The sequence below is a fragment of the uncultured Microbacterium sp. genome (assembly GCF_963521645.1).
In the GTDB taxonomy this organism is placed as follows: Bacteria; Actinomycetota; Actinomycetes; order Actinomycetales; family Microbacteriaceae; genus Microbacterium.
On sequence record NZ_CAUQVQ010000001.1, the window covers coordinates 158,671 to 178,379 of the forward strand.

Here is a 19,709-nt window from a genome sequence, read left to right on the forward strand (position 1 = left end):
GGGGTCGGTCCACCCAGACAGGGCAGACCACTAGTCGCGGACGGGTCTCATTTCGAGCCGTTCACTTTGTTTCCATAGCCGTTCAGCCTTTGTTTCTTGGTGGGTGCTGTTCGATGTTCCGCGTGTCCAGATCGCTGGAGACGCGCAGTGCTCTTCCGAACGCGCGACGCCGCAGGGCGGCATCGATGCATTCCGGTGCCGGATGGACCCACGCGCCTCGCCCTGGCAGAACGGCGCGCTCATCGATGATGAGGACGTCGTTCTGAGACACCACTCTGAGAAGAGCGGAGCGGGGAGCACGCGTGCGACAGCCGACGCACGTTCGAACAGGTTCCATCTTACACCTGACTTCCCGCGTGACTCGCGCGACGGCCGCGAGTCACGCGCGTCGATCCGTCAGTCGAGCACGCTGTCGGGCTGGATGTCGATCTTCGCACCGGTCAGCTTCGCCGCGAGACGGGCATTCTGACCTTCCTTGCCGATCGCCAGCGACAGCTGATAGTCCGGGACGAGCGCGCGGACCGCTTTGGTGTTCGCGTCGAGGATGAAGGCGCTCGTCACCTTCGCGGGCGAGAGCGCGTTCGCGACGAATGCGGCGAGCTCGGGATCGTGGTCGACGATGTCGATCTTCTCCCCCGCGAGCTCCTCGGTCACGGCACGCACGCGGCGTCCCATCTCGCCGATGCACGCACCCTTGGCGTTGATCGCCGGGTCGTTCGCGCGGACCGCGATCTTCGTGCGGTGTCCGGCCTCGCGCGCCAACGACACGATCTCGACGAGCCCCGCCGCGATCTCGGGGACCTCGAGCGCGAACAGCTTGCGCACGAGTCCCGGGTGCGTGCGCGAGACCGTGATCTGCGGACCCTTGAGGCCCTTCGCGACGCTGGTCACGTAGACGCGCAGACGCGATCCGTGCGTGTACTCCTCGCCGGGAACCTGTTCCTCCGGGGGGAGGATGGCCTCGACGGCTCCGAGGTCGACGTGGATCATGCGAGGGTTGGGCCCCTGCTGGATCACGCCTGCGACGATGTCGCCTTCCTTGTCCTTGAAATCGCCCAGCACCACATCGTCCGCGATGTCGCGCAGACGCTGGCTGATGACCTGCTTGGCGGCGAAGGCGGCGATCCGGCCGAAATCGTCGGGGGTGGCATCCTCTTCCCCGACGATCGCACCCTCTTCGTCCTTGACGACCTGCAGCACCGCGACGTGCCCGGTACGGCGATCGAGTTCGACGCGAACGCCCTCGGGGGTGGCACCGTCGGCCGAGACGTGCTTGGAGTACGCGGTCAGGATGGCCTGTTCGATGATCGAGACCAGCTCGTCGAACGGGATCGCCTTCTCCTTCTCGATCCCACGCAGCAGACTCAGTTCGATATCCATGACGGCTCCCTATTCAGCTCTCGTCGCGCGGGTGTGCACGCACGACATCCGTACCACGATACCCTGTGCCCAGCGCCGGTCGCCACGAAGGAGGCCGCGCCGAGGCGGTGCCGAGCATGCGGGAGGACTCAGTGACGAGATACGACACGATCGTGGTCGGAGCAGGGATGTCGGGCGTGACTGCCGCGCGGATGCTCACCGATGCGGGCGAGGACGTGGTCGTCCTCGAGGCGCGCGAGCGCGTCGGCGGGCGTATGCACACCGATCGCGAGTCGGGCTTCCCTGTCGACCTCGGCGCGTCGTGGGTCCACGGCATCGCGGGCTCTCCGCTGTGGGATCTGGTGCAGGCCCTCGGGATCCCCACGCTCGAATACACGGTCGGCAGTTTCCAGGTCGGCGGACGCCCGATCGAGAACTTCGACGGCGATGGACGCCCGATGGACGCCACGCGCACCGCGCAGTGGGTGTCCGACGTCGAGGAGGCGGATCGCCTGCTGCTCGACGAGATCGCCCGCTCCTCCCCCGGCGACACCTATCTCGACGTCACGGAACGCGCACTCGACCGCTCCGGACTCGACCCCGAGCGCATCGACGAGATCCGGGAGTTCTTCCGCCACCGCGTGGAGGAGCAGTGCGGTGCGTGGATCGGCGACCTCGACGCGCACGGCCTCGACGAAGACGCGATCGACGGCGACGAGGTCATCTTCCCCCGGGGGTACGACGAGCTGCCCCGACGCATCGCGGCGGGTCTCGACATCAGGTTCGGACATGCGGTCACGCGCGTCGCCCGCACGGACGCCGGAGTCACGGTATCGACCATGGACGGCGAGTTCTCGGCACGCAACGCGATCGTCACGGTACCGCTCGGCGTGCTCAAGGCGGGGGCGATCGAGTTCATTCCTTCTTTGCCCGCCGCAGTCTCCGCGCCGATCGCTCGTCTGGGAATGGGCGTCTTCAACAAGATCTTCATCCAGTTCCCGGAAAGCTTCTGGAACGACGACAGCTACGTCGTGCGGGCGCTCGGCGAGGCCGGTGAGCACTGGCACTCGTGGTACGACGTGTCGGCGATCAGCGGCCGTCCGACTCTGCTCACCTTCGCCGCCGGCCCGTTCGGGCGCCGGGTGCAGGAGCTGTCCGATGACGAGATCGTGACGGATGTCGTGGCCGCTCTGCGCGCGCTCTACGGCGGTGCCGTGGGCGAACCCACTGCTCACTGGATCACCCGCTGGGGGCAGGATGCCTTCTCCCACGGTTCGTACTCGCATCTGGCCGTCGGATCGTCACACCACGACCACGACGACCTCGCGGGACCTGTCGACGGGCTCCTGCACTTCGCCGGCGAGGCGACCTGGGGCGAGGAGCCGGCGACCGTCGGGGCGGCGTACTACTCGGGTCATCGGACAGCGGAGCGGATCCTCGGGCGTACCGTCGACCTGGGCGGGTTCGCGGCGGGGATCATCGCTCGGGAGCAGAATCCAGCGCGTTGATCGCGCCGATCAGGCGGAACAGATTCCCGACCTGGCGCAGGTCGAGATGCAGCGCGAGGCGCGGGAGGTGCAGGACGTCGTCGTCGGCGACCTCCGGCGCCCGGGGCGCGATCCGCTCGATACGGCCGCTCGACAGCATTCCCGCGAATCGCTCGTTGAGCTGCTCCACCTCTGCGTCCGTCGGTTCCGCCCGGAGACGGAGCACCAGAGTGTCGCCGATCCACCTCAGCGAGTCGTAGTTCCTCCAGAACCCGGCGATCACGGCCGCCGCGGATTCGACGGAGTCGGTGATGACCACGCGGTCGAAGTCGCCTTCGGAGATCACGCCCGTGGGAGCGAGGTACTCGTCGACGAACCTCTTGAGTCCGTTCCAGAACGTGCCGCCCTGTTCGTCGAGCAGGACGATCGGGGTGGGCTCCGCCTTGCCCGTCTGCTGCAGGGTGAGCAGCTCGAACATCTCGTCCAGCGTGCCGAATCCGCCCGGCAGGCAGATGAAGCCGCTGGACTCCTTGATGAGCATGAGCTTGCGGGTGAAGAAGTACTTCATGGCGACGACGTGGTCGCTTCCCGCGATGAGGCTGTTCGCCTTCTCCTCGAACGGGAGTCTGATCGACACTCCGAGCGACAGCGCCGGGCCCGCCCCTTCGGCGGCGGCCTGCATGATCCCTGGTCCGGCTCCGGTGACGACCATCCAGCCGTCCTCGGCCAGCGCGGCCGCGACGTCGCGGGCCTGCACATAGAGCGGGTCGTCGTGGCGCGTCCGCGCCGAGCCGAAGACCGTGACCTTGGGCACGCCCTCGAACGGCGCGAACAGCCGGAAGGCGTCGCGCATCTCCGCGAGTGCCGCAGACGCGATCTTGAGATCGAGGCGGTCGGTTCCGTCCTCTCCCAGCAGCACGGCGGTGCGCATCATGCGCATGACCAGGCGGCGATCGGTCGTCACGCCCGCCTCATCGAGCACGCCGTTGATCTCAGCGCTCAACGTCTCCGGCAGCAGTTCATCCGTCATGCGCCCAGCCTGTCACGCGGCGCGCTCGGACGGTGCGACGCAACGCCGCCCCGTCCCACCACGCACGACGGCCCGTGTCAACCCCGTGCGAAGACGGATGCCCTGGGGCACAGTGACGGGATGACTGAGATCACTGGACCGGAAGCACTGGCGCGCGTGACCGAGCTCGTCGAGGACATCGACTTCACGATGCTCACGACGACCGACGACGACGGCAACCTCGTGAGCAGACCGATGTCGACCCGGCAGATGGACGATGCCGGGGACATCTGGTTCTTCACCGCGGAAGACACCGAGAAGGTCGAGGAGGCGCGGGCCCACCGCCAGGTCGGCCTCGCCTACTGCGACGCCAAGGGCATGCGCTACGTGTCGGTGGCGGGCATGGCGTCTGTCGTGCACGACCGCGCGAAGATGGAGGAACTCTATTCGCCGTCGCTCGACATCTGGTTCGAGGAGGGTCTCGACACCCCCGGCATAGCACTGCTGAAGGTGTCGCCGACGATCGCGGAGTTCTGGGAGCCCGCCAAGGGGCGGATCGCCATGGCGGCGGGAGCGCTCAAAGCCCTCGTCACCAAGGACACCCCCGACGACGACACCATGAGCCACGGACGCATCGTCCGCTGACCGGAGAACCGTTTCCGCTCAGACGGAGAGGATGCCGCGCGCCACACCGGGCGCGCGGCATCCTCTGTCGGCAGCATCAGCGACGGGTCAGCTGCTCCACCGCCTCCGCGACGGACGCCGCGCTGCGGTCACCCGTGCGGCGATCCCACAGCTCGACCTGTCCCTCCGCGGCACCACGGCCGACGATGACGATCTTCGGCACGCCGATGAGCTCCGCGTCGCCGAACTTCACGCCGGGTGAGACCTTGGGCCTGTCGTCGTACAGCACCTCCAGTCCCGCGGACTCGAGCTGCGCCGACAGGTCGGCCGCCACGTCGAACGCCACCTGATCGCGGCCGGCGGCCACGACCTGCACGTCGAAGGGCGCGATGGAGGCGGGCCAGATCAGACCCTTCTCGTCGTTGTTCAGCTCAGCGATGATCGCCAGGATGCGCGTGACGCCGATGCCGTAGGAGCCCATCGTGACGGTGACGAGCTTGCCGTTCTCGTTGAGCACCTTGAGCCCGAGGGTCTCCGCGAAGAAGCGCCCCAACTGGAAGACGTGCCCGATCTCCATGCCGCGAGCGAGTTCGACCGGCCCCGACCCGTCAGGAGCGGGGTCCCCGGCGCGCACATCGGCGATCTCCACGATCCCGTCGCCGAAGAAGTCACGTCCCGCGACGACCGAGTGCGCGTGCTTCTCGTCGAGGTTCGCACCGGTGATCCAGCTGGTGCCCTCGCTCACGCGGGGGTCGACGAGGTAGCGGATGCCCGTCGCGGACTCCTCACCGAGTACCGCGCCGGTCGGAGACCAGGGGCCGATGTAGCCCTTGACCAACAGGGGGTTGTTCTCGAAGTCCTCCGCCGTGGCCGTCTCCACCTCGGCCGGAGCGAAGGCGACCTCGGCGCGCTTCTCGTCGACCTCGCGGTCACCGGGGATGCCGACGACGACGAGCTCGCGCGTGCCGTCGACGTGCGTGAGCGCCAGCACGACGTTCTTGAGCGTGTCTGCGGCCGTGTGCTCACCCTCGAGGTGTGCATTCGCGTGCGCCACGAGCGTCTCGATCGTGGGGGTGTTCGGCGAGTCGAAGATCACGGGCGACGCGTCGGGGTCGAACGCGATCGCCTCGGGCACGGCGGTCGTGAAGGCCTCGACGTTCGCCGCGTACCCGCCGGCGCTGCGCACGAAGGTGTCTTCGCCGACCGGGGTGGGATGCAGGAACTCCTCGCTCCGCGCGCCGCCCATGAGACCGTTGTCGGCGTTCACGATCACATACTCGAGCCCGAGACGCTGGAAGATCCGCTCGTACGCGTCGCGCTGCGACTGATAGCTCGCCTCGAGCCCTTCGTCGGACGAGTCGAAGGAGTAGGCGTCCTTCATCGTGAACTCACGACCGCGGAGCAGGCCGGCCCGCGGACGCGCCTCGTCGCGATACTTGTCCTGGATCTGGTAGATCGTGAGAGGGAGGTCCTTGTACGAGGAGTAGAGGTCCTTCACCAGAAGAGTGAACATCTCCTCGTGCGTCGGCGCGAGAAGGTAGTCGGCACCCTTGCGGTCCTGGAGACGGAAGATCCCGTCTCCGTACGACTCCCACCGCCCGGACAGCTCGTAGGGCTCTCGCGGGAGCAGCGCGGGGAAATGGACCTCCTGCGCACCCGCGTTCGTCATCTCCTCGCGGACGATCGCCTCGATGCGCGCCTTGACCTTGAGCCCGAGCGGCAGCCACGTGAAGACTCCCGGAGCCGCGCGGCGGATGTAGCCGGCGCGGATCAGCAGCCTGTGGCTGGCGACCTCTGCGTCAGCAGGGTCTTCGCGGAGCGTGCGGAGGAAGAAATTCGAGAGACGAGTGACCACCGGGCAAGTCTACTGACCGGCGGCCACTCGTCTTCGCGATGCGTCAGTTGAGTGCGGGCAGGCCGTTGGGGATCACGCCGCCCGCGTACAGGCTCGCCGCGAGGTCCTGGACGGCGGTCAGCGCCACCCGCTGCGGAAGCGGCCCGTACGAGATGCGGGCGACGCCGAGCTTCTCGTACTCGGATGCCGCGAGTGTGCCGGGCAGGCCGATCACGCTGAGCTTGCCTTCGCCGAGCCCGTCCACGAGCTGACGCGTGATGTTCGCGTCGAGCATGCCGGGCACGAAGACCGCGGTGGCGCCGGCGTCGAGGAAGGCCCGACCGCGCTGGATCGCGTCGGCGATGCTCTCGGCGACCGGACGGTGGCCGGCGCGCACGAACGCGTCGGTGCGGGCGTTGAGCGCGAACGGAACGCCCTCGGCCTCGGCGGCCTTGACGACGGCCTCGACGGCCGCGACGGACTCGTCGAAGGGCTTCAGCCGGTCCTCGATGTTCGCGCCGACGACACCCACCCCGATCGCGAGGCGGGTGGTCTCCCCCGCGTCGCCGTATCCGTCGTCGAGGTCGGCCGTCACCGGCACCGGGACGGACGCCGCGATGCGTCCCACCATGTCGATCATGATGTCGCGGGAGATCGTGCCGTCTTCGAAGCCGAACGACGCGGCGATCCCGTGACCGGCGGTCGCGATCGCCTTCGTCTCGGGCAGCTTGGAGACGGCGCGGGCGGACACGACATCCCACACATTCACGACACGGAGGATCTCCGGAGCCTCGTAGAGTCCGATCAGGGTCTTGGCCTTCGCAGCAGCAGTGGTCATGTCACCACGCTAACGCCCAATATTCCGGTCTGGGGCGGACAGACACGCGAATCATCGCTCCGGACTGCGCAGGACGGGGTCGGAATCGGCTCGTCCGGTCCGCCGCGCAACGCCCCCTGGCAGGGTCTCCCCGGCTCGGCGACATAGTGTGGGTCCATGCCTCAGCGCCGATCTCACGTTGCTCCGTCCGCCGCGCAGACCGAACTCGCGGCGTCGCTCGCGGCGCTGCGGGAATCGCTGGATGCGCCCGCGGACTTCCCTGCAGAGGTCCTGGCGGAGGCTGCCGCGTCGGATGCGCCGACCCCTCGCCTCGACCTGCGCGACATTCCGTTCGCGACACTCGATCCGCTCGGCTCGCGCGACCTCGATCAGGCCTTCCACCTCGAACGGCGGGACTCCGGATACACGGTTCGCTACGCGATCGCCGATGTCCCCGGCTTCGTGTCCCCCGGCGGGGCCGTCGACAGGGAGGCGCGACGCCGAGGGCAGACGCTGTACGCGGCCGACGGCACGATCCCGCTGCACCCGAAGGTGCTGAGCGAGGACCGCGCGTCACTGCTGGCCGACGTCGATCGCCCTGCGCTCGTCTGGACCTTCGCGCTGGACGCCGACGGAGTCGTCGAGGAGTTCCGGCTCGAGCGCGCCCTGATCCGCTCGCGTGTCCAGCTCGATTACGCCGGCACCCAGACGGCGATCGACCGAGGCGAGGACGGCCCGGCCGCACTGCTGCCGGAGATCGGCGCGTTGCGGATCGCGCTGGAGAAGCAGCGGGGCGGGGCGAGTCTCAATCTGCCCGATGAGGAGGTCGTGCAGAGCGCCGACGGCGCCTTCGCGATCGAACGCCGGCATCCTCTCCCCGTCGAGGAATGGAACGCGCAGCTGTCGCTCATGACGGGCATGGCCGCGGCGTCCCTGATGCTCGAGGCCCGTATCGGCATCCTCCGCACGATGCCCCAGCCCGACGAGAAGGCGTTCGAGGCGTTCCGCCACCAGACCGAGGCGCTCGGCCGCCCGTGGACCGGCGGCCGGTACGGCGACTACCTTCGCGAACTCGACCGCGGCGACCCCCTGACCCTCCCGATCCTCGAGGCCGCGGCATCTCTTTTCCGCGGCGCGGGTTACGTGACCTTCGACGGCTCGGTGCCGGCCGACGCCGAGCAGGCGGCGATCGCCGCGCCGTACGCGCACGCCACCGCGCCGCTGCGCCGCCTCGTCGATCGTTGGTCGCTCGTCATCTGCCTCGCCGTCTCCGAAGGGCGTGAGATACCGGGCTGGGTGCGTGAATCGCTCCCCGAACTCCCCGCGCTGATGCAGGAATCCGGTCAGCGCGCCTCGCAGCTGGACTCCGCCACGATCAACAGCGTCGAGGCCGCCCTGATGACGCCCCTGGTCGGCTCGGCCATCGAGGCCACGGTCATCGAGATGCGCGGCGAACGAGCGACGGTGCAGATCGCGGATCCCGCGGTGACGACCTCCGCACCCGTGCCGGCGGACGCCGTGCCCGGTGGCGTCGTCCGGCTCCGAGTGAATCGCGTCGACATCTCTCGAGGCGAGATCGAGCTCACTGCCTGACGACCCGAGGGACGGCGCACCGCGATCGCGAGGAGCGTGCGCGACCGACGACCCTGCGGCGGGGCTCAGGCGGCGGGAACGGCCCTCGTCGTCATGACCAGCAGCTGCGGATCGGTCAGGTCGAGTGTCACCGAGATCGAGACGAACTCGGCGAGGGACGCCGCGTGCGTGCCTCCGCACAGGATCTCCGCCGTGCCCTCCGGCAGCTCGCAGTGCCAGCTGCGACGATCGACGATCGTGGGCCCCTCGGTCACGACACGGCTCACAGCCCCCGATGCCACCCAGTGCGCCAAGCGCTCGTTGATCGACGACTCACGTTCCTCGAGTGTCGCCGCGAGAGTCTCGGTGTCGAATCCGGCCCGGCGCAGACTCTTGCCCAGCCGGTACTCGTCGACGGCGCCGTCCATGTGGATCCGGCTGGACTGATTGGCCCTGCCTTCGAAGTCCGGATTGCCCAGAGCATCCGCCCCCGGATCCTTGCGCCAGAGGTCCGTGAGCGCCAGATCGAGCGCGAGCGACGCGACATGGCAGGCGGTGTGTCCGCGGCTCAGCCCCGCCCGCCGGGACGAATCGACCGACAGCTCCACGCGCACGCCCTCGACCAGCCAGTTCGGCGCCTCCCCGTCGATGACATGGCCGACGAGCCACGTCCACCCCTCAGCGCCGCGCTTCACCGGGATCTCGGCTCCGACCGCGAAATCGCCCTCGTCGGAGAGGGCCGCCATGACGGCTTCCCCCACCCGCACGGACGACCCCTCGAACGAGATCTCACCGCTGTCGCCGGGCTGATCGGGCCAGGTGTGGTCGACCGGGTGGAACGGAGTCGCGTCGACGACGACGACGTCTCCGATGGCGGTCGACTCGACGCGAGAGACCGTGCTCGATCCCGAGACGTCGCCGCCGGCGAACGACACGACTGTGGACGAAGGCATGGGGCTCCTTGAGATGTTCGTCTCGGTCGCACTCGTCCGCGGAGGATCGTCCGACCGAGGCAGCGGGTTGGCGCTGCGCGACGTCAGACCGTGACCACCTGGGCGGTGCCGAGGGGCGCTTCCGGGCCCATCTCGGCCGCGATGCGGTTGGCCTCTTCGATCAGGGTGGCGACGATGTCGGCCTCCGGCACGGTCTTGATGACCTCGCCCTTGACGAAGATCTGTCCCTTGCCGTTGCCCGAGGCGACACCGAGGTCGGCTTCGCGGGCCTCGCCCGGACCGTTCACGACGCAGCCCATGACGGCGACGCGCAGCGGGACCGTCATGTCCTTGAGCCCCTCCGTCACATTCTCGGCGAGCGTGTAGACATCGACCTGGGCGCGCCCGCACGAGGGGCACGAGACGATCTCGAGCTTGCGCTCTCGGAGGTTCAGTGACTGGAGGATCTGATGCCCGACCTTGACCTCTTCGGCGGGCGGCGCCGACAGCGACACACGGATGGTGTCGCCGATGCCCTCGCCGAGCAGGATGCCGAACGCCGTGGCGCTCTTGATCGTGCCCTGGAACGCCGGGCCCGCCTCGGTGACACCGAGGTGGAGCGGCCAGTCGCCCCGTTCGGCGAGCAGACGGTAGGCCTTGACCATCACGATGGGATCGTTGTGCTTGACGGAGATCTTGAAGTCGTGGAAGTCGTGCTCCTCGAAGAGCGACGCCTCCCAGACGGCGCTCTCCACCAGCGCCTCTGCGGTCGCCTTGCCGTACTTCGCGAGGATGCGGCGGTCCAACGAACCTGCGTTGACGCCGATCCGCAGAGACACACCGGCTGCCCTCGCGGCCTCGGCGATCTTGCCCACGTTGCCGTCGAACTCGCGGATGTTGCCGGGGTTCACTCGCACGGCACCGCATCCCGCGTCGATCGCGGTGTAGATGTAGCGGGGCTGGAAGTGGATGTCGGCGATGACCGGGATCTGGCTCTTCATCGCGATGATCTTGAGGGCGTCGGCGTCATCCTGATGAGGCACGGCGACGCGGACGATCTCGCATCCGGATGCGGTCAGCTCGGCGATCTGCTGGAGAGTCGCGTTGATGTCCGTGGTCTTGGTCGTCGTCATGGACTGCACGGTGACGGGTGCGTCGCCACCCACGAGCACCTTGCCCACCTTGATCTGGCGGGACTTCCGGCGCGGGGCGAGGACTTCGGGGATCTTCGGCATCCCAAGATTCACTGCTGGCACAACCCACAGCCTACGCCGCCTGGATGCACGCAGGCTGGATGTCGGGCGGCTCGTTCGCGCGTCACGGTGCCCGGTCGGCGCTGCGCGGTGTGATAGTTTTCAGCCCATGCTCGCGAACTTCACCTGGTGGCCCGCCTCTTAGGCGGTGTGTTCGCGTTCCCACGAATCCAGACCGCCTCCGGGGCGGTCTTTTCGTTGAGCCGAGCCGGAGCCACGCACAGGAGACACCGATGACCCTCTCACGTCTTTCCGAGCTCGCCGCAGATCCCGACGCGGCGTTCGTGCTCATAGCGCGCGACGGCTCCGACACCGTCGAGCTGCTCACGGGCGAGATCGTCGACGTCGACCTGCTCGCCGACATCCCGCTGACCGTCGACGGAGCACCCCGCGAGGTCTTCGCGATGGTGCCGTACCGCCAGGTGCGTGAGCGCGGTTTCGTGGCTCAGGACGACGGAGCCCCGTTGCGCTGCATGGTGGTCGAGGAGCACCTGCGCATCGAGACCCGGTCCCTTCTCGCGGACCTCCCCGACGCACCCGTCGCGCTGAGAGACGGGGGCTTCGACATCGACGACGATGCGTATGCGGCGATCGTCGAGACCGTGATCACCGACGAGATCGGTCGCGGCGAAGGGGCGAACTTCGTCATCCGCCGCGACTTCACCGCAGAGATCGACGTCGACGACCGGCTCGCGGCCCTCACCTGGTTCCGCGCACTGCTGACCCACGAGCGTGGCGCGTACTGGACCTTCGCGGTCGTGACGCCCGGTCATGTCGCGGTGGGCGCGAGCCCGGAGGCGCACGTCGTCGCACGCGGAGGCGTCGTGACGATGAACCCGATCTCGGGGACCTTCCGCCATCCGGCCGGCGGTGCGACCAGAGACACGCTGGTCGACTTCCTCTCCTCGACCAAGGAGACCGAAGAGCTGTTCATGGTCGTCGACGAAGAGCTCAAGATGATGAGCGCGGTGTGCTCCGACGGCGGACGCATCACCGGACCGCATCTGAAGGAGATGTCCCGCCTCACCCACACGGAGTACATGCTGCGCGGACGCAGCACGCTCGATCCTCGCGACATCCTGCGCGAGACGATGTTCGCGCCGACGGTGACCGGGTCGCCCATGCAGAACGCGTGCGCGGTGATCCGCCGTCACGAACAGAAGCCGCGCGGGTACTACTCGGGCGTGGCGGCGCTCTTCACTCCGAACGACGACGGCGGACACGATCTCGATGCTCCGATCCTCATCCGCACCGTGTACGTGCAGGACGGATCGCTGAACGTGCCGGTGGGCGCGACGCTCGTGCGCCACTCCGACCCGCACGGCGAGGTGTCGGAGACGCACGGCAAGGCGGCCGGCGTGCTGGGGGCCATCGGCGCGATCGACCTCGACCGCGCCGTGGAGGCGCGGGAGGACGCAGACGCACCCGGTCGCCCCCTCTCGCTCGCAGACGACCCCACCGTCGCGGCCCTCCTCTCCTCCCGAAACTCGCGTCTGGCCGAGTTCTGGCTGAATCCGCAGGGCGAGGACTTCACCGGTCCGTTCGCCGGACGTACCGCCGTCGTCGTCGATGCCGAGGACCGGTTCACGACGATGCTCGCCCACCAACTGCGGCACCTGGGGCTCGACGTGACGATCAGCTCGTGGAGCGACGCGGATGACGCGGTCCTCGATCGCGCCGACCTCGTCGTCGCGGGACCCGGTCCGGGCGATCCCCGCGACCGCGACAGCGCTCGTATCGCACGCATGCGCCACGTCGTCGCGCATCGACTCGACGCGGGCGCGCCGCTGCTCGCCGTGTGCCTGAGCCATCAGATCCTCAGCGATCGCCTCGGCATCGACCTCACGCCGCTGGACGCGCCTCACCAGGGAATGCAGAAGGCCGTTCCCGTGTTCGGCGAGGACGCGTCGATCGGCTTCTACAACACGTTCACCGCACGGGTCTCGCCGGGCACGGCTCGTATCGGGTCGGCTGAGGTGTCGGCCGACCCCGAGACGGGCGACGTGTATGCGCTGCGCGGCGACCGCTTCGCCTCGATCCAGGGGCATCTCGAGTCGATCCTGTCGCGCGACGGGATCCGCACTCTGGAGCGCCTGGTGGCGCACGCCCTCGCCTGAGCGCGCACGTCCGACCCGCCGCCGGTGTCAGCCCCCGAAGATGTCGACGGGGTTGAAGACGTCTGCGAGCAGCAGCAGGGCTCCCATCGCGATCAACAGCGTCGCGACGACCACGGTCAGCGGCACGAGTTTCGTCGCATCGACCGGCGCGGGCGACGGGCGACGGAAGAGCTTCGCCCAGGCTCGGCGGATGCCGTCCCACAGCGCGACGACGACGTGACCGCCGTCGAGGGGAAGCAGCGGGATCAGGTTGAAGACGAAGAGCGCGACGTTCAAGGAGCCGAGGAGCCCCAGGAGCACCGAGAACCGGTTCAGGACGGGAGCATCCGTGGCTGCCACCTCGCCCGCGATGCGCCCCACACCGACGACGCTGAGCGGACCGTTCGGATCGCGCTCACTGCCGGTGACGAGTGACACGCCCACCTCCCAGATGCGCACGGGGAGCGTGACGATCATCGAGCCGACACGGGCGACGGTGTCCGCGGCCATCTGCGGCCCGGCGGCGAGAGGCTGCTGCACGAAGCCCATCTGCGCCGCCATCCCGACGTAGCCGACCTCCTTCACGACCGGCTGACCGTCGTCCCCCAGGATCGGCTGTCCGCTGGCGTCGGTGAGCGTGCGCTCGGCTTCGACGGGGGTGATGGTCAGGTCCGTCTCGGCTCCGTCGCGTCGCACCACGAGGGCGAGTTCCTCGCCGGGTGCGGCCTGCACGATCGACGTGGCCTCGGCGAAGGTCGACACGGGCCGACCGTCTATCGACACGAGCACGTCCCCGGGCTGGATCCCTGCCTCGGCCGCCGGCGTGCGCGGATCGTCGGAAGAGCACTCGGTGGCGGTGGACCCTGCCGGCAGAACGCACTCGTTCACCGAGGCGATGGTCGTCGTGCCCTGCTGGACCCCGATTCCCGACACGAGCACGGTGAAGATCACGATCGCCAGGAGAAGGTTCATGAACGGACCGCCGAGCATGACGATCACACGCTTCCACACGGGAAGCCGGTAGAAGACGCGATCCTCGGCGCCCTCTGCGATGGTCTCGTCGTTGGCGGTGCGGGCATCCTGCACGAGCGAACGGAAGATCCCGCTCGCGGGGCCCGCATTCGTCGAGGCCGGATACATGCCGGACATCGAGATGAAGCCGCCGAGCGGCAGCAGCTTGACGCCGTACTCGGTCTCGCCGATCCGCTTCGACCACAGCCTCGGTCCGAACCCGATCATGTACTGCCCGACGCGTACGCCGAACAGCTTCGCGGGCAGGAGATGACCGACCTCGTGCAGGCCGATCGACAGACCGAGGCCGATCAGCATGAACAGTATGCCGACCAGGTAGAGCAGGATTTCCACTCCCCCACGCTAGTGCTCACCGCCTAGGAATACGCCCCATGCTCACGCACGCTCCCGGCGGCCGTCCCGGTAGGCTGGAATCGTGCCCCCCCGCCAGCTGCGACTCCTGCGCGCAGCGTCGGCATCGACCGTGGCGACGACCGTCGCCGCTGCGTCGCACACCGTCGCCGGCGGTGCGGCACCGCATCCGCTTCTCGTCGTCGCGATGGCATCGTTCCTGGTGCCGCTGGCCGCAGTCCTCCTCGGCGCCGGTGCCTCGCGGTTCCGCGTCGCGGCGACCGTCCTCGTGAGTCAGGCGCTGTTCCACGCGACGTTCCAGATGCTCGGCGCCCCGACAGGAACCGCCGTCGTGTCCGGCCATCAGCACCACCTCGACCTCAGTGCGCTGGGCACCGCCGCCTCCACCGCCGCCCCGGATTCCGCGATGATCGTCGGCCACCTGATCGCCGCGGTGCTGACGACCGCGGCGCTGTGTCACGGCGAGTCGATGGTCCGCGTGATAGCCATGTGGGTGCAGGCGCGAATACGTCGTGCGAACCCGCTCTTCCGTGCGTCTCACGACGCCCCCGCCCCACCGGCGTTCGCCACCCCGCTGCTGATCGACGTCGCCCTCGGGTCGTCGGTATCGCGTCGCGGCCCTCCGCCGAGCCCCTGATTCCCTCTTCGCCTCGTCGAGGCGTGCGCCGTTCCGAGGCGCCTTTCCTTCCCGCGGATGCCGCGCGACTCTGCGCGCCCGCACCCCAGCAATCAGGAGTATCACCATGTCTTCCACCATCCGCCGCACTCTGACCGCCGGTCTCATCGGGGGCGCGATCCTCGCGGTCGCGGTCCCCGCCATGGCCAGCGCGCATGTGAGCGTCTCGCCCGACGAGATGAGCGCCGGGGACCACGGAGTCCTCACGTTCTCATTCGCTCACGGGTGCGACAACTCGCCGACCACGTCGCTCACCATCACGATGCCCGAGGGACTCGCGTCGGTGGCCCCCACGATGGACAGCGACTGGGCGATCGACATCGAAAGAGGCGACGACGGTCTCGTCAGCGCCGTGACCTACACGGCTGTCGCGCCGGTGCCCACCGACCTCCGCGGAGCGGTGAGCATGTCGGTCGGCCTCGACGAGAGCACGCCGGCGTCCCTCACCTTCCCCGTGATCCAGACGTGCGTCGAGGGCAGCACCGAATGGGCCCAGGTGGCCGAGGACGGCGAGGATCCGCACGAGCTCGACTCCCCCGCGCCGGTCGTGACGGTCGGCGCTGCGGAGGCGGCCGATGCATCTCACGCCGGTCACGGCGATCCCACCGACACCGCAGCCGCCGACGGCGAGGGTGGGACGACGTGGGAGCCGCTGCCCACCGTGCTGGGTGCCGCCGGTCTCGTGACGGGTCTCGCCGCCCTCGTGGTGTCTGTAGTCGCCGTGCGACGCCGAGCCTGAGCCGAAGCGACATCTCCCGATCGGCTCCGGTCGATCGGGAGACGCGCCGCGCCCGTGTCGCGGGCGATCGACGTGAGATCATGGAGGAGACATGTCGATTGAACAACAACCGAGCCTGCCTCCCGTGCTCCGCCCCGCGAACCCGCCCCGGCGAGAGCTGTCCGAACTCGCCTCCCGCTTCGCCCGCGATGTTCGCGGCGATGCGGCCGGAATCACCGTCACCGGTATCACCCTCGCCACGGCGGATCTCCGTGCCGGCGAGGCCTTCGTCGCCATCCGAGGGGTGAACCGGCATGGCGCCGAGTTCGCCGCCGCGGCCGCCGAGAAGGGCGCCGTCGCGATCATCAGCGACGACGCGGGCGCGGAGATCGCCGCGTCGGCGGGCCTCCCGATCCTGATCGTGGACGATCCACGCGGAGTGCTCGGGGCACTGAGCGCGTGGGTGTACGGCACCGGAGCAGACGACGCGCTGCCCCTTCTGTTCGCCACCACCGGGACCAACGGCAAGACGAGCGTGTCGCACCTGCTCGAGGGCATCCTCGGTCAGCTCGGGGTCGTCACCGGACTCTCGTCCACGGCCGAGCGCCATATCGCCGGAGAGGTCATCGTCTCGCGGCTCACCACACCCGAGGCCTCGGAGATGCACGCACTCCTCGCGCTGATGCGCGAGCGCGATGTCGAGGCCGTCGCCGTCGAGGTCAGCGCGCAGGCACTCTCGCGCCACCGCGTCGACGGGCTCGTCTTCGACGTCGCGGGCTTCACCAATCTCAGCCACGATCATCTCGACGACTACGCCGACATGAACGAGTACTTCGAGGCCAAGCTGCCGCTGTTCCGCCCCGATCGCGCCCGGCGCGGCGTGGTGTGCGTCGATTCGGCATCCGGCTGGACCGTGGTCGACCGGGCTGAGATCCCGATCGTCACCGTCGGCACGCCGTCGATCGCCGCCGACCCCGACGCCGCCTCGCGCGCCGACTGGGTCGTCGTCATCGATGACGAGCGGACGACGGGCACCACGTTCACACTCACCGGCCCCGCCGGGTCTCTCACCACCGTGGTCCCCGTCATCGGCCCGCACATGGCGGCCAACGCGGCGCTCGCCATCGTCATGCTGCTGGAGGGCGGCTACTCGTGGGATCGTATCGTCGCTGCTCTCGAGCGCGACGGCGCCATCGACGCGTACCTCCCGGGACGCACGCAGCTGGTGTCGGGCGACGCGGGACCGGCGGTGTTCGTCGACTTCGGTCACTCGCCGGACGCCTTCGAGAAGACCCTCGCGGCCGTGCGCCGGGTGACCCCGGGCAAGGTCCTGATGCTCTTCGGCGCGGACGGCGATCGTGACGCCACGAAGCGCTACGACATGGCTCGCACCGCCGTCGAAGGCAGCGACATCCTCGTCGTGACGGACCATCATCCGCGTTTCGAGAACCCGGACGCGATCAGGGCCACTCTCGTCGAGGGCGCGCGCAGAGCTCGCCCCGACGCGGAGATCCATGAGTTCTCGCCGCCCGAGAAGGCGATCGTCGCCGCGGTCGGCCTCGTCGGCGACGGCGATGCGATCCTGTGGGCCGGCCCAGGCCACCAGGACTATCGCGACATCCGTGGCGTCCGCACGCCGTACTCCGCGCGCGAGCTCGCTCGACGAGCCCTTCGCGACGCAGGGTGGCCCGTGCCCGAGCCCCGGTGGCCCGTGCCGTACACCGACGACGCGGACTGAGGCCGGCGCCGTCAGGCCAGAGCGATCAGCTGGTCGGCCTTGCGGCGCGCCCAGGTCTCGGCGTCGGCCAGCGATTCGACCGTGAGGCTCTGCGGCGGCTCGTGCGCGTCGATCACCTCGGCGATCGTGTCGACGATCCCCAGGAAGGGCAGTCGCCCGTCATGGAACGCATGGACGGCCTGTTCGTTGGCGGCGTTGTACACGGCGGGGAACGTCGCACCCGCGCGCCCCACGGACTTCGCGAGGGCAACCGCGGGGAACGCCGCATCGTCGAGAGGCTCGAAAGTCCATGATGTCGCCTGCGTCCAGTCGAGCGGCCGCCCGACGCCGCCGACCCGGTTCGGCCAGTCGAGCCCGAGCGAGATCGGCAGACGCATGTCCGGCGGCGATGCCTGGGCGATGGTCGAACCGTCGATGAACTCGACCATCGAATGCACGACGGACTGCGGGTGCACCACCACATCGATGTCGTCGTAGCCGATGTCGAACAGCAGGTGCGCCTCGATCACTTCGAGGCCCTTGTTCACCAGAGTCGCCGAGTTCGTGGTCACCATGCGCCCCATGTCCCAGGTCGGGTGAGCCAGGGCTTCCCGGGGCGTGATGCTCGCCATCTGCTCGCGCGTGCGCCCACGGAACGGACCCCCCGAAGCCGTGACGACCAGACGCCTCACTTCCGCGTGCGCGCCGCTACGAAGAGCTTGCGCCAGGGCGGAGTGCTCGGAATCGACCGGAACGATCTGCCCGGCCTGCGCTGCGGCCAGGACCAGCTCGCCACCCACGATGAGCGACTCCTTGTTCGCGAGTGCCAGGGTGCGCCCGGCTTCGAGGGCCGCGAGGGTCGAGCCGAGCCCGATCGATCCCGTGATCGCGTTGAGCACGACGTCCGCCTCGACGTCGCGCACGAGCTGTTCGGCTTCGGCAGCACCGAGCGCGGTGTCCTCCACCTGGAAGGCTGCGGCCTGATCCGCGAGCATCTCCGCGTTCGAGCCGGCTGCAAGCCCCACCACCTCGAATCGACGGGGATTCGATCGGATGACGTCGAGCGCCTGGGTGCCGATGGAGCCTGTGGAGCCGAGGACGATGATGCGACGCATGCCGCCAGCCTATGGCACGCCCCCGGCTCCTCCGGTGTTACTGGACCTGCTCGAGCGGCGTGGTTCCGATGATGTCGACGACGAACACGAGGCTCTCGCCGACGAGGTCGGTGTCGTTGATCTCGCCCTCGCCGTATCCGTCCTTCGGGGGCATCGTCACGAGGACCTGGGATCCGACCTTCTGCCCTTCGAGGGCGGCCTTGAATCCGGGGACGACGCCGGTCGTCGGGAACTGCGCCGGAGCCGCATCGCGGCTCCAGCTGGAGTCGAACTCGCTGCCATCCGACCACTTCACGCCGCGATACTGCACCGTGACCAGATCGCCGGAGGCGACGACAGCACCATCACCCTGCTTGAGCACGGCGACCTCGGTCTCAGCCGGTGCGTCGCCGTCGGGCAGCGTGATCGTCGGCGCTCCGTCATCGTCGAGCTCCACGGTCGGCATCCCTTCGGTCGCGTCCACATCGGCGCCCGTGGCGGTGGTGGGAAGCTTCTCGATGGTCTCGATGTAGAGGACGCTCGCGTTGGCGCCCTCCTGGGTCGACGGCAGGGTCAGCACGACGCTCGATCCGAGCGGAAGACACTCGGCGGCCACCGTGAAGACGGTCGACTGCGTGGGGTCGACCATCTGCTGCGACTGCTGCAGTGCGAGCAGGGTCGGCAGAACACCGTCGGGGCCGCGCTCCGACGTGCTCAGCACCTCGTTCGTCGCCGCGTCCACGAGCTGATAGCGGAGCGAGACGAAATCACCGGGCAACAGCTCGTCGCCGTCACCTTCAGAGACCACGGTGCGCTCGGCGGTGGAGAGGTCGGTCCCCTCCGGAACCGTGATCTTGGCCGAGGCACCGCTGCCGTCGACCGTCACGGCGTCGGAACCCGCGCCGGAGGGAAGGTCGGCGAGACACGAGGAGTCCGCCGATGCCCCGGGGGTCGACGTCGACTCGGGGGCCGCATCGCCGGAACACCCCGCAAGAGCGAGGGTCGCGACGGCGACGGTTGACAGAACGATGAGCGGACGCTTGCGCACAGTGAGACCTCAGGATCGCGGGCGGGAAAGACCATCATCCCTCATCGGGCTTTGCCGAGGCTGTGAGACGCGCGCGGCACCGCCATTCCC

17 protein-coding genes are annotated in these 19,709 nt (G+C 68.9%); 7 read left to right on the plus strand and 10 right to left on the minus strand.

Going from position 1 to position 19,709, the window contains the following annotated elements:
• Nucleotides 1-82: 82 nt before the first annotated feature.
• Both RWO82_RS00795 and nusA read right to left on the minus strand, forming a co-directional pair.
• Entirely contained in the window at nucleotides 83-337 is a 255-nt protein-coding gene (locus RWO82_RS00795; protein ID WP_314422168.1) for a YlxR family protein, read from the minus strand.
• 59 nt (nucleotides 338-396) lie between these two features.
• On the minus strand, nucleotides 397-1,380 hold the full coding sequence (gene nusA, locus RWO82_RS00800) for a transcription termination factor NusA (protein WP_314422169.1): 984 nt from the start codon (nucleotides 1,378-1,380) through the stop codon (nucleotides 397-399).
• Nucleotides 1,381-1,511: 131 nt separating this feature from the next.
• Here nusA and RWO82_RS00805 point away from each other — a divergent pair, with 131 nt between their 5' ends.
• On the plus strand, nucleotides 1,512-2,867 hold the full coding sequence (locus RWO82_RS00805; protein WP_314422170.1) for an FAD-dependent oxidoreductase: 1,356 nt from the start codon (nucleotides 1,512-1,514) through the stop codon (nucleotides 2,865-2,867).
• Here the strand turns inward: RWO82_RS00805 and RWO82_RS00810 are convergent.
• Nucleotides 2,836-3,876 (minus strand): TIGR00730 family Rossman fold protein, encoded by a 1,041-nt coding sequence (locus tag RWO82_RS00810; RefSeq protein ID WP_314422172.1) that lies wholly within the window; start codon nucleotides 3,874-3,876, stop codon nucleotides 2,836-2,838. The two genes, RWO82_RS00805 and RWO82_RS00810, sit on opposite strands and share 32 nt — an antisense overlap.
• Before the next feature lie 120 nt (nucleotides 3,877-3,996).
• Between RWO82_RS00810 and RWO82_RS00815 the strand changes: the two genes are divergently transcribed.
• The gene (locus RWO82_RS00815) at nucleotides 3,997-4,500 is read left to right on the plus strand and encodes a pyridoxamine 5'-phosphate oxidase family protein (protein ID WP_314422174.1); all 504 of its coding nucleotides are present in this window, start codon (nucleotides 3,997-3,999) and stop codon (nucleotides 4,498-4,500) included.
• Between the two features lie 76 nt (nucleotides 4,501-4,576).
• Here RWO82_RS00815 and RWO82_RS00820 read toward each other — a convergent pair whose 3' ends face one another.
• Both RWO82_RS00820 and RWO82_RS00825 read right to left on the minus strand, forming a co-directional pair.
• Entirely contained in the window at nucleotides 4,577-6,334 is a 1,758-nt protein-coding gene (locus RWO82_RS00820; RefSeq protein WP_314422175.1) for a proline--tRNA ligase, read from the minus strand.
• A 43-nt stretch (nucleotides 6,335-6,377) separates the two neighbouring features.
• Nucleotides 6,378-7,151, minus strand: coding sequence for an isocitrate lyase/phosphoenolpyruvate mutase family protein (locus RWO82_RS00825; protein ID WP_314422176.1), 774 nt, complete (start codon nucleotides 7,149-7,151; stop codon nucleotides 6,378-6,380).
• Between the two features lie 156 nt (nucleotides 7,152-7,307).
• Here RWO82_RS00825 and RWO82_RS00830 point away from each other — a divergent pair, with 156 nt between their 5' ends.
• On the plus strand, nucleotides 7,308-8,723 hold the full coding sequence (locus RWO82_RS00830) for an RNB domain-containing ribonuclease (protein ID WP_314422177.1): 1,416 nt from the start codon (nucleotides 7,308-7,310) through the stop codon (nucleotides 8,721-8,723).
• A 65-nt stretch (nucleotides 8,724-8,788) separates the two neighbouring features.
• Here RWO82_RS00830 and RWO82_RS00835 read toward each other — a convergent pair whose 3' ends face one another.
• Complete coding sequence (locus tag RWO82_RS00835) at nucleotides 8,789-9,655, minus strand: hypothetical protein (RefSeq protein WP_314422178.1); 867 nt, start codon at nucleotides 9,653-9,655, stop codon at nucleotides 8,789-8,791.
• A gap of 83 nt (nucleotides 9,656-9,738) precedes the next feature.
• Nucleotides 9,739-10,890, minus strand: a complete 1,152-nt coding sequence (gene ispG, locus RWO82_RS00840) for a flavodoxin-dependent (E)-4-hydroxy-3-methylbut-2-enyl-diphosphate synthase (protein WP_314422180.1) — start codon at nucleotides 10,888-10,890, stop codon at nucleotides 9,739-9,741.
• A gap of 230 nt (nucleotides 10,891-11,120) precedes the next feature.
• Here ispG and RWO82_RS00845 point away from each other — a divergent pair, with 230 nt between their 5' ends.
• Entirely contained in the window at nucleotides 11,121-13,004 is a 1,884-nt protein-coding gene (locus RWO82_RS00845; protein WP_314422181.1) for a chorismate-binding protein, read from the plus strand.
• Nucleotides 13,005-13,031: 27 nt separating this feature from the next.
• On the opposite strand, the gene RWO82_RS00850 is transcribed toward RWO82_RS00845, so the two are convergent.
• Nucleotides 13,032-14,348: a site-2 protease family protein gene (locus tag RWO82_RS00850; RefSeq protein ID WP_314422182.1), complete on the minus strand. Its 1,317-nt coding sequence runs from the start codon at nucleotides 14,346-14,348 to the stop codon at nucleotides 13,032-13,034.
• Nucleotides 14,349-14,430: 82 nt separating this feature from the next.
• Between RWO82_RS00850 and RWO82_RS00855 the strand changes: the two genes are divergently transcribed.
• The 3 genes from RWO82_RS00855 to RWO82_RS00865 all read left to right on the plus strand — a co-directional run bounded on the left by RWO82_RS00855 (nucleotide 14,431) and on the right by RWO82_RS00865 (nucleotide 17,498).
• Nucleotides 14,431-15,003, plus strand: a complete 573-nt coding sequence (locus RWO82_RS00855; protein WP_314422184.1) for a hypothetical protein — start codon at nucleotides 14,431-14,433, stop codon at nucleotides 15,001-15,003.
• A 106-nt stretch (nucleotides 15,004-15,109) separates the two neighbouring features.
• A complete protein-coding gene (locus RWO82_RS00860) occupies nucleotides 15,110-15,781 on the plus strand; it encodes a YcnI family protein (RefSeq protein ID WP_314422186.1) in 672 nt (223 codons plus the stop codon).
• A 91-nt stretch (nucleotides 15,782-15,872) separates the two neighbouring features.
• A complete protein-coding gene (locus tag RWO82_RS00865) occupies nucleotides 15,873-17,498 on the plus strand; it encodes a UDP-N-acetylmuramoyl-L-alanyl-D-glutamate--2,6-diaminopimelate ligase (RefSeq protein ID WP_314422187.1) in 1,626 nt (541 codons plus the stop codon).
• Nucleotides 17,499-17,509: 11 nt separating this feature from the next.
• On the opposite strand, the gene dxr is transcribed toward RWO82_RS00865, so the two are convergent.
• Nucleotides 17,510-18,592 carry a 1-deoxy-D-xylulose-5-phosphate reductoisomerase gene (gene dxr / locus RWO82_RS00870; protein WP_314422188.1) on the minus strand — a complete coding sequence of 361 codons (1,083 nt, stop codon included), beginning with the start codon at nucleotides 18,590-18,592 and terminating at the stop codon, nucleotides 17,510-17,512.
• Between the two features lie 37 nt (nucleotides 18,593-18,629).
• Nucleotides 18,630-19,619 carry an FKBP-type peptidyl-prolyl cis-trans isomerase gene (locus RWO82_RS00875; RefSeq protein WP_314422189.1) on the minus strand — a complete coding sequence of 330 codons (990 nt, stop codon included), beginning with the start codon at nucleotides 19,617-19,619 and terminating at the stop codon, nucleotides 18,630-18,632.
• Between the last annotated feature and the right edge of the window lie 90 nt (nucleotides 19,620-19,709).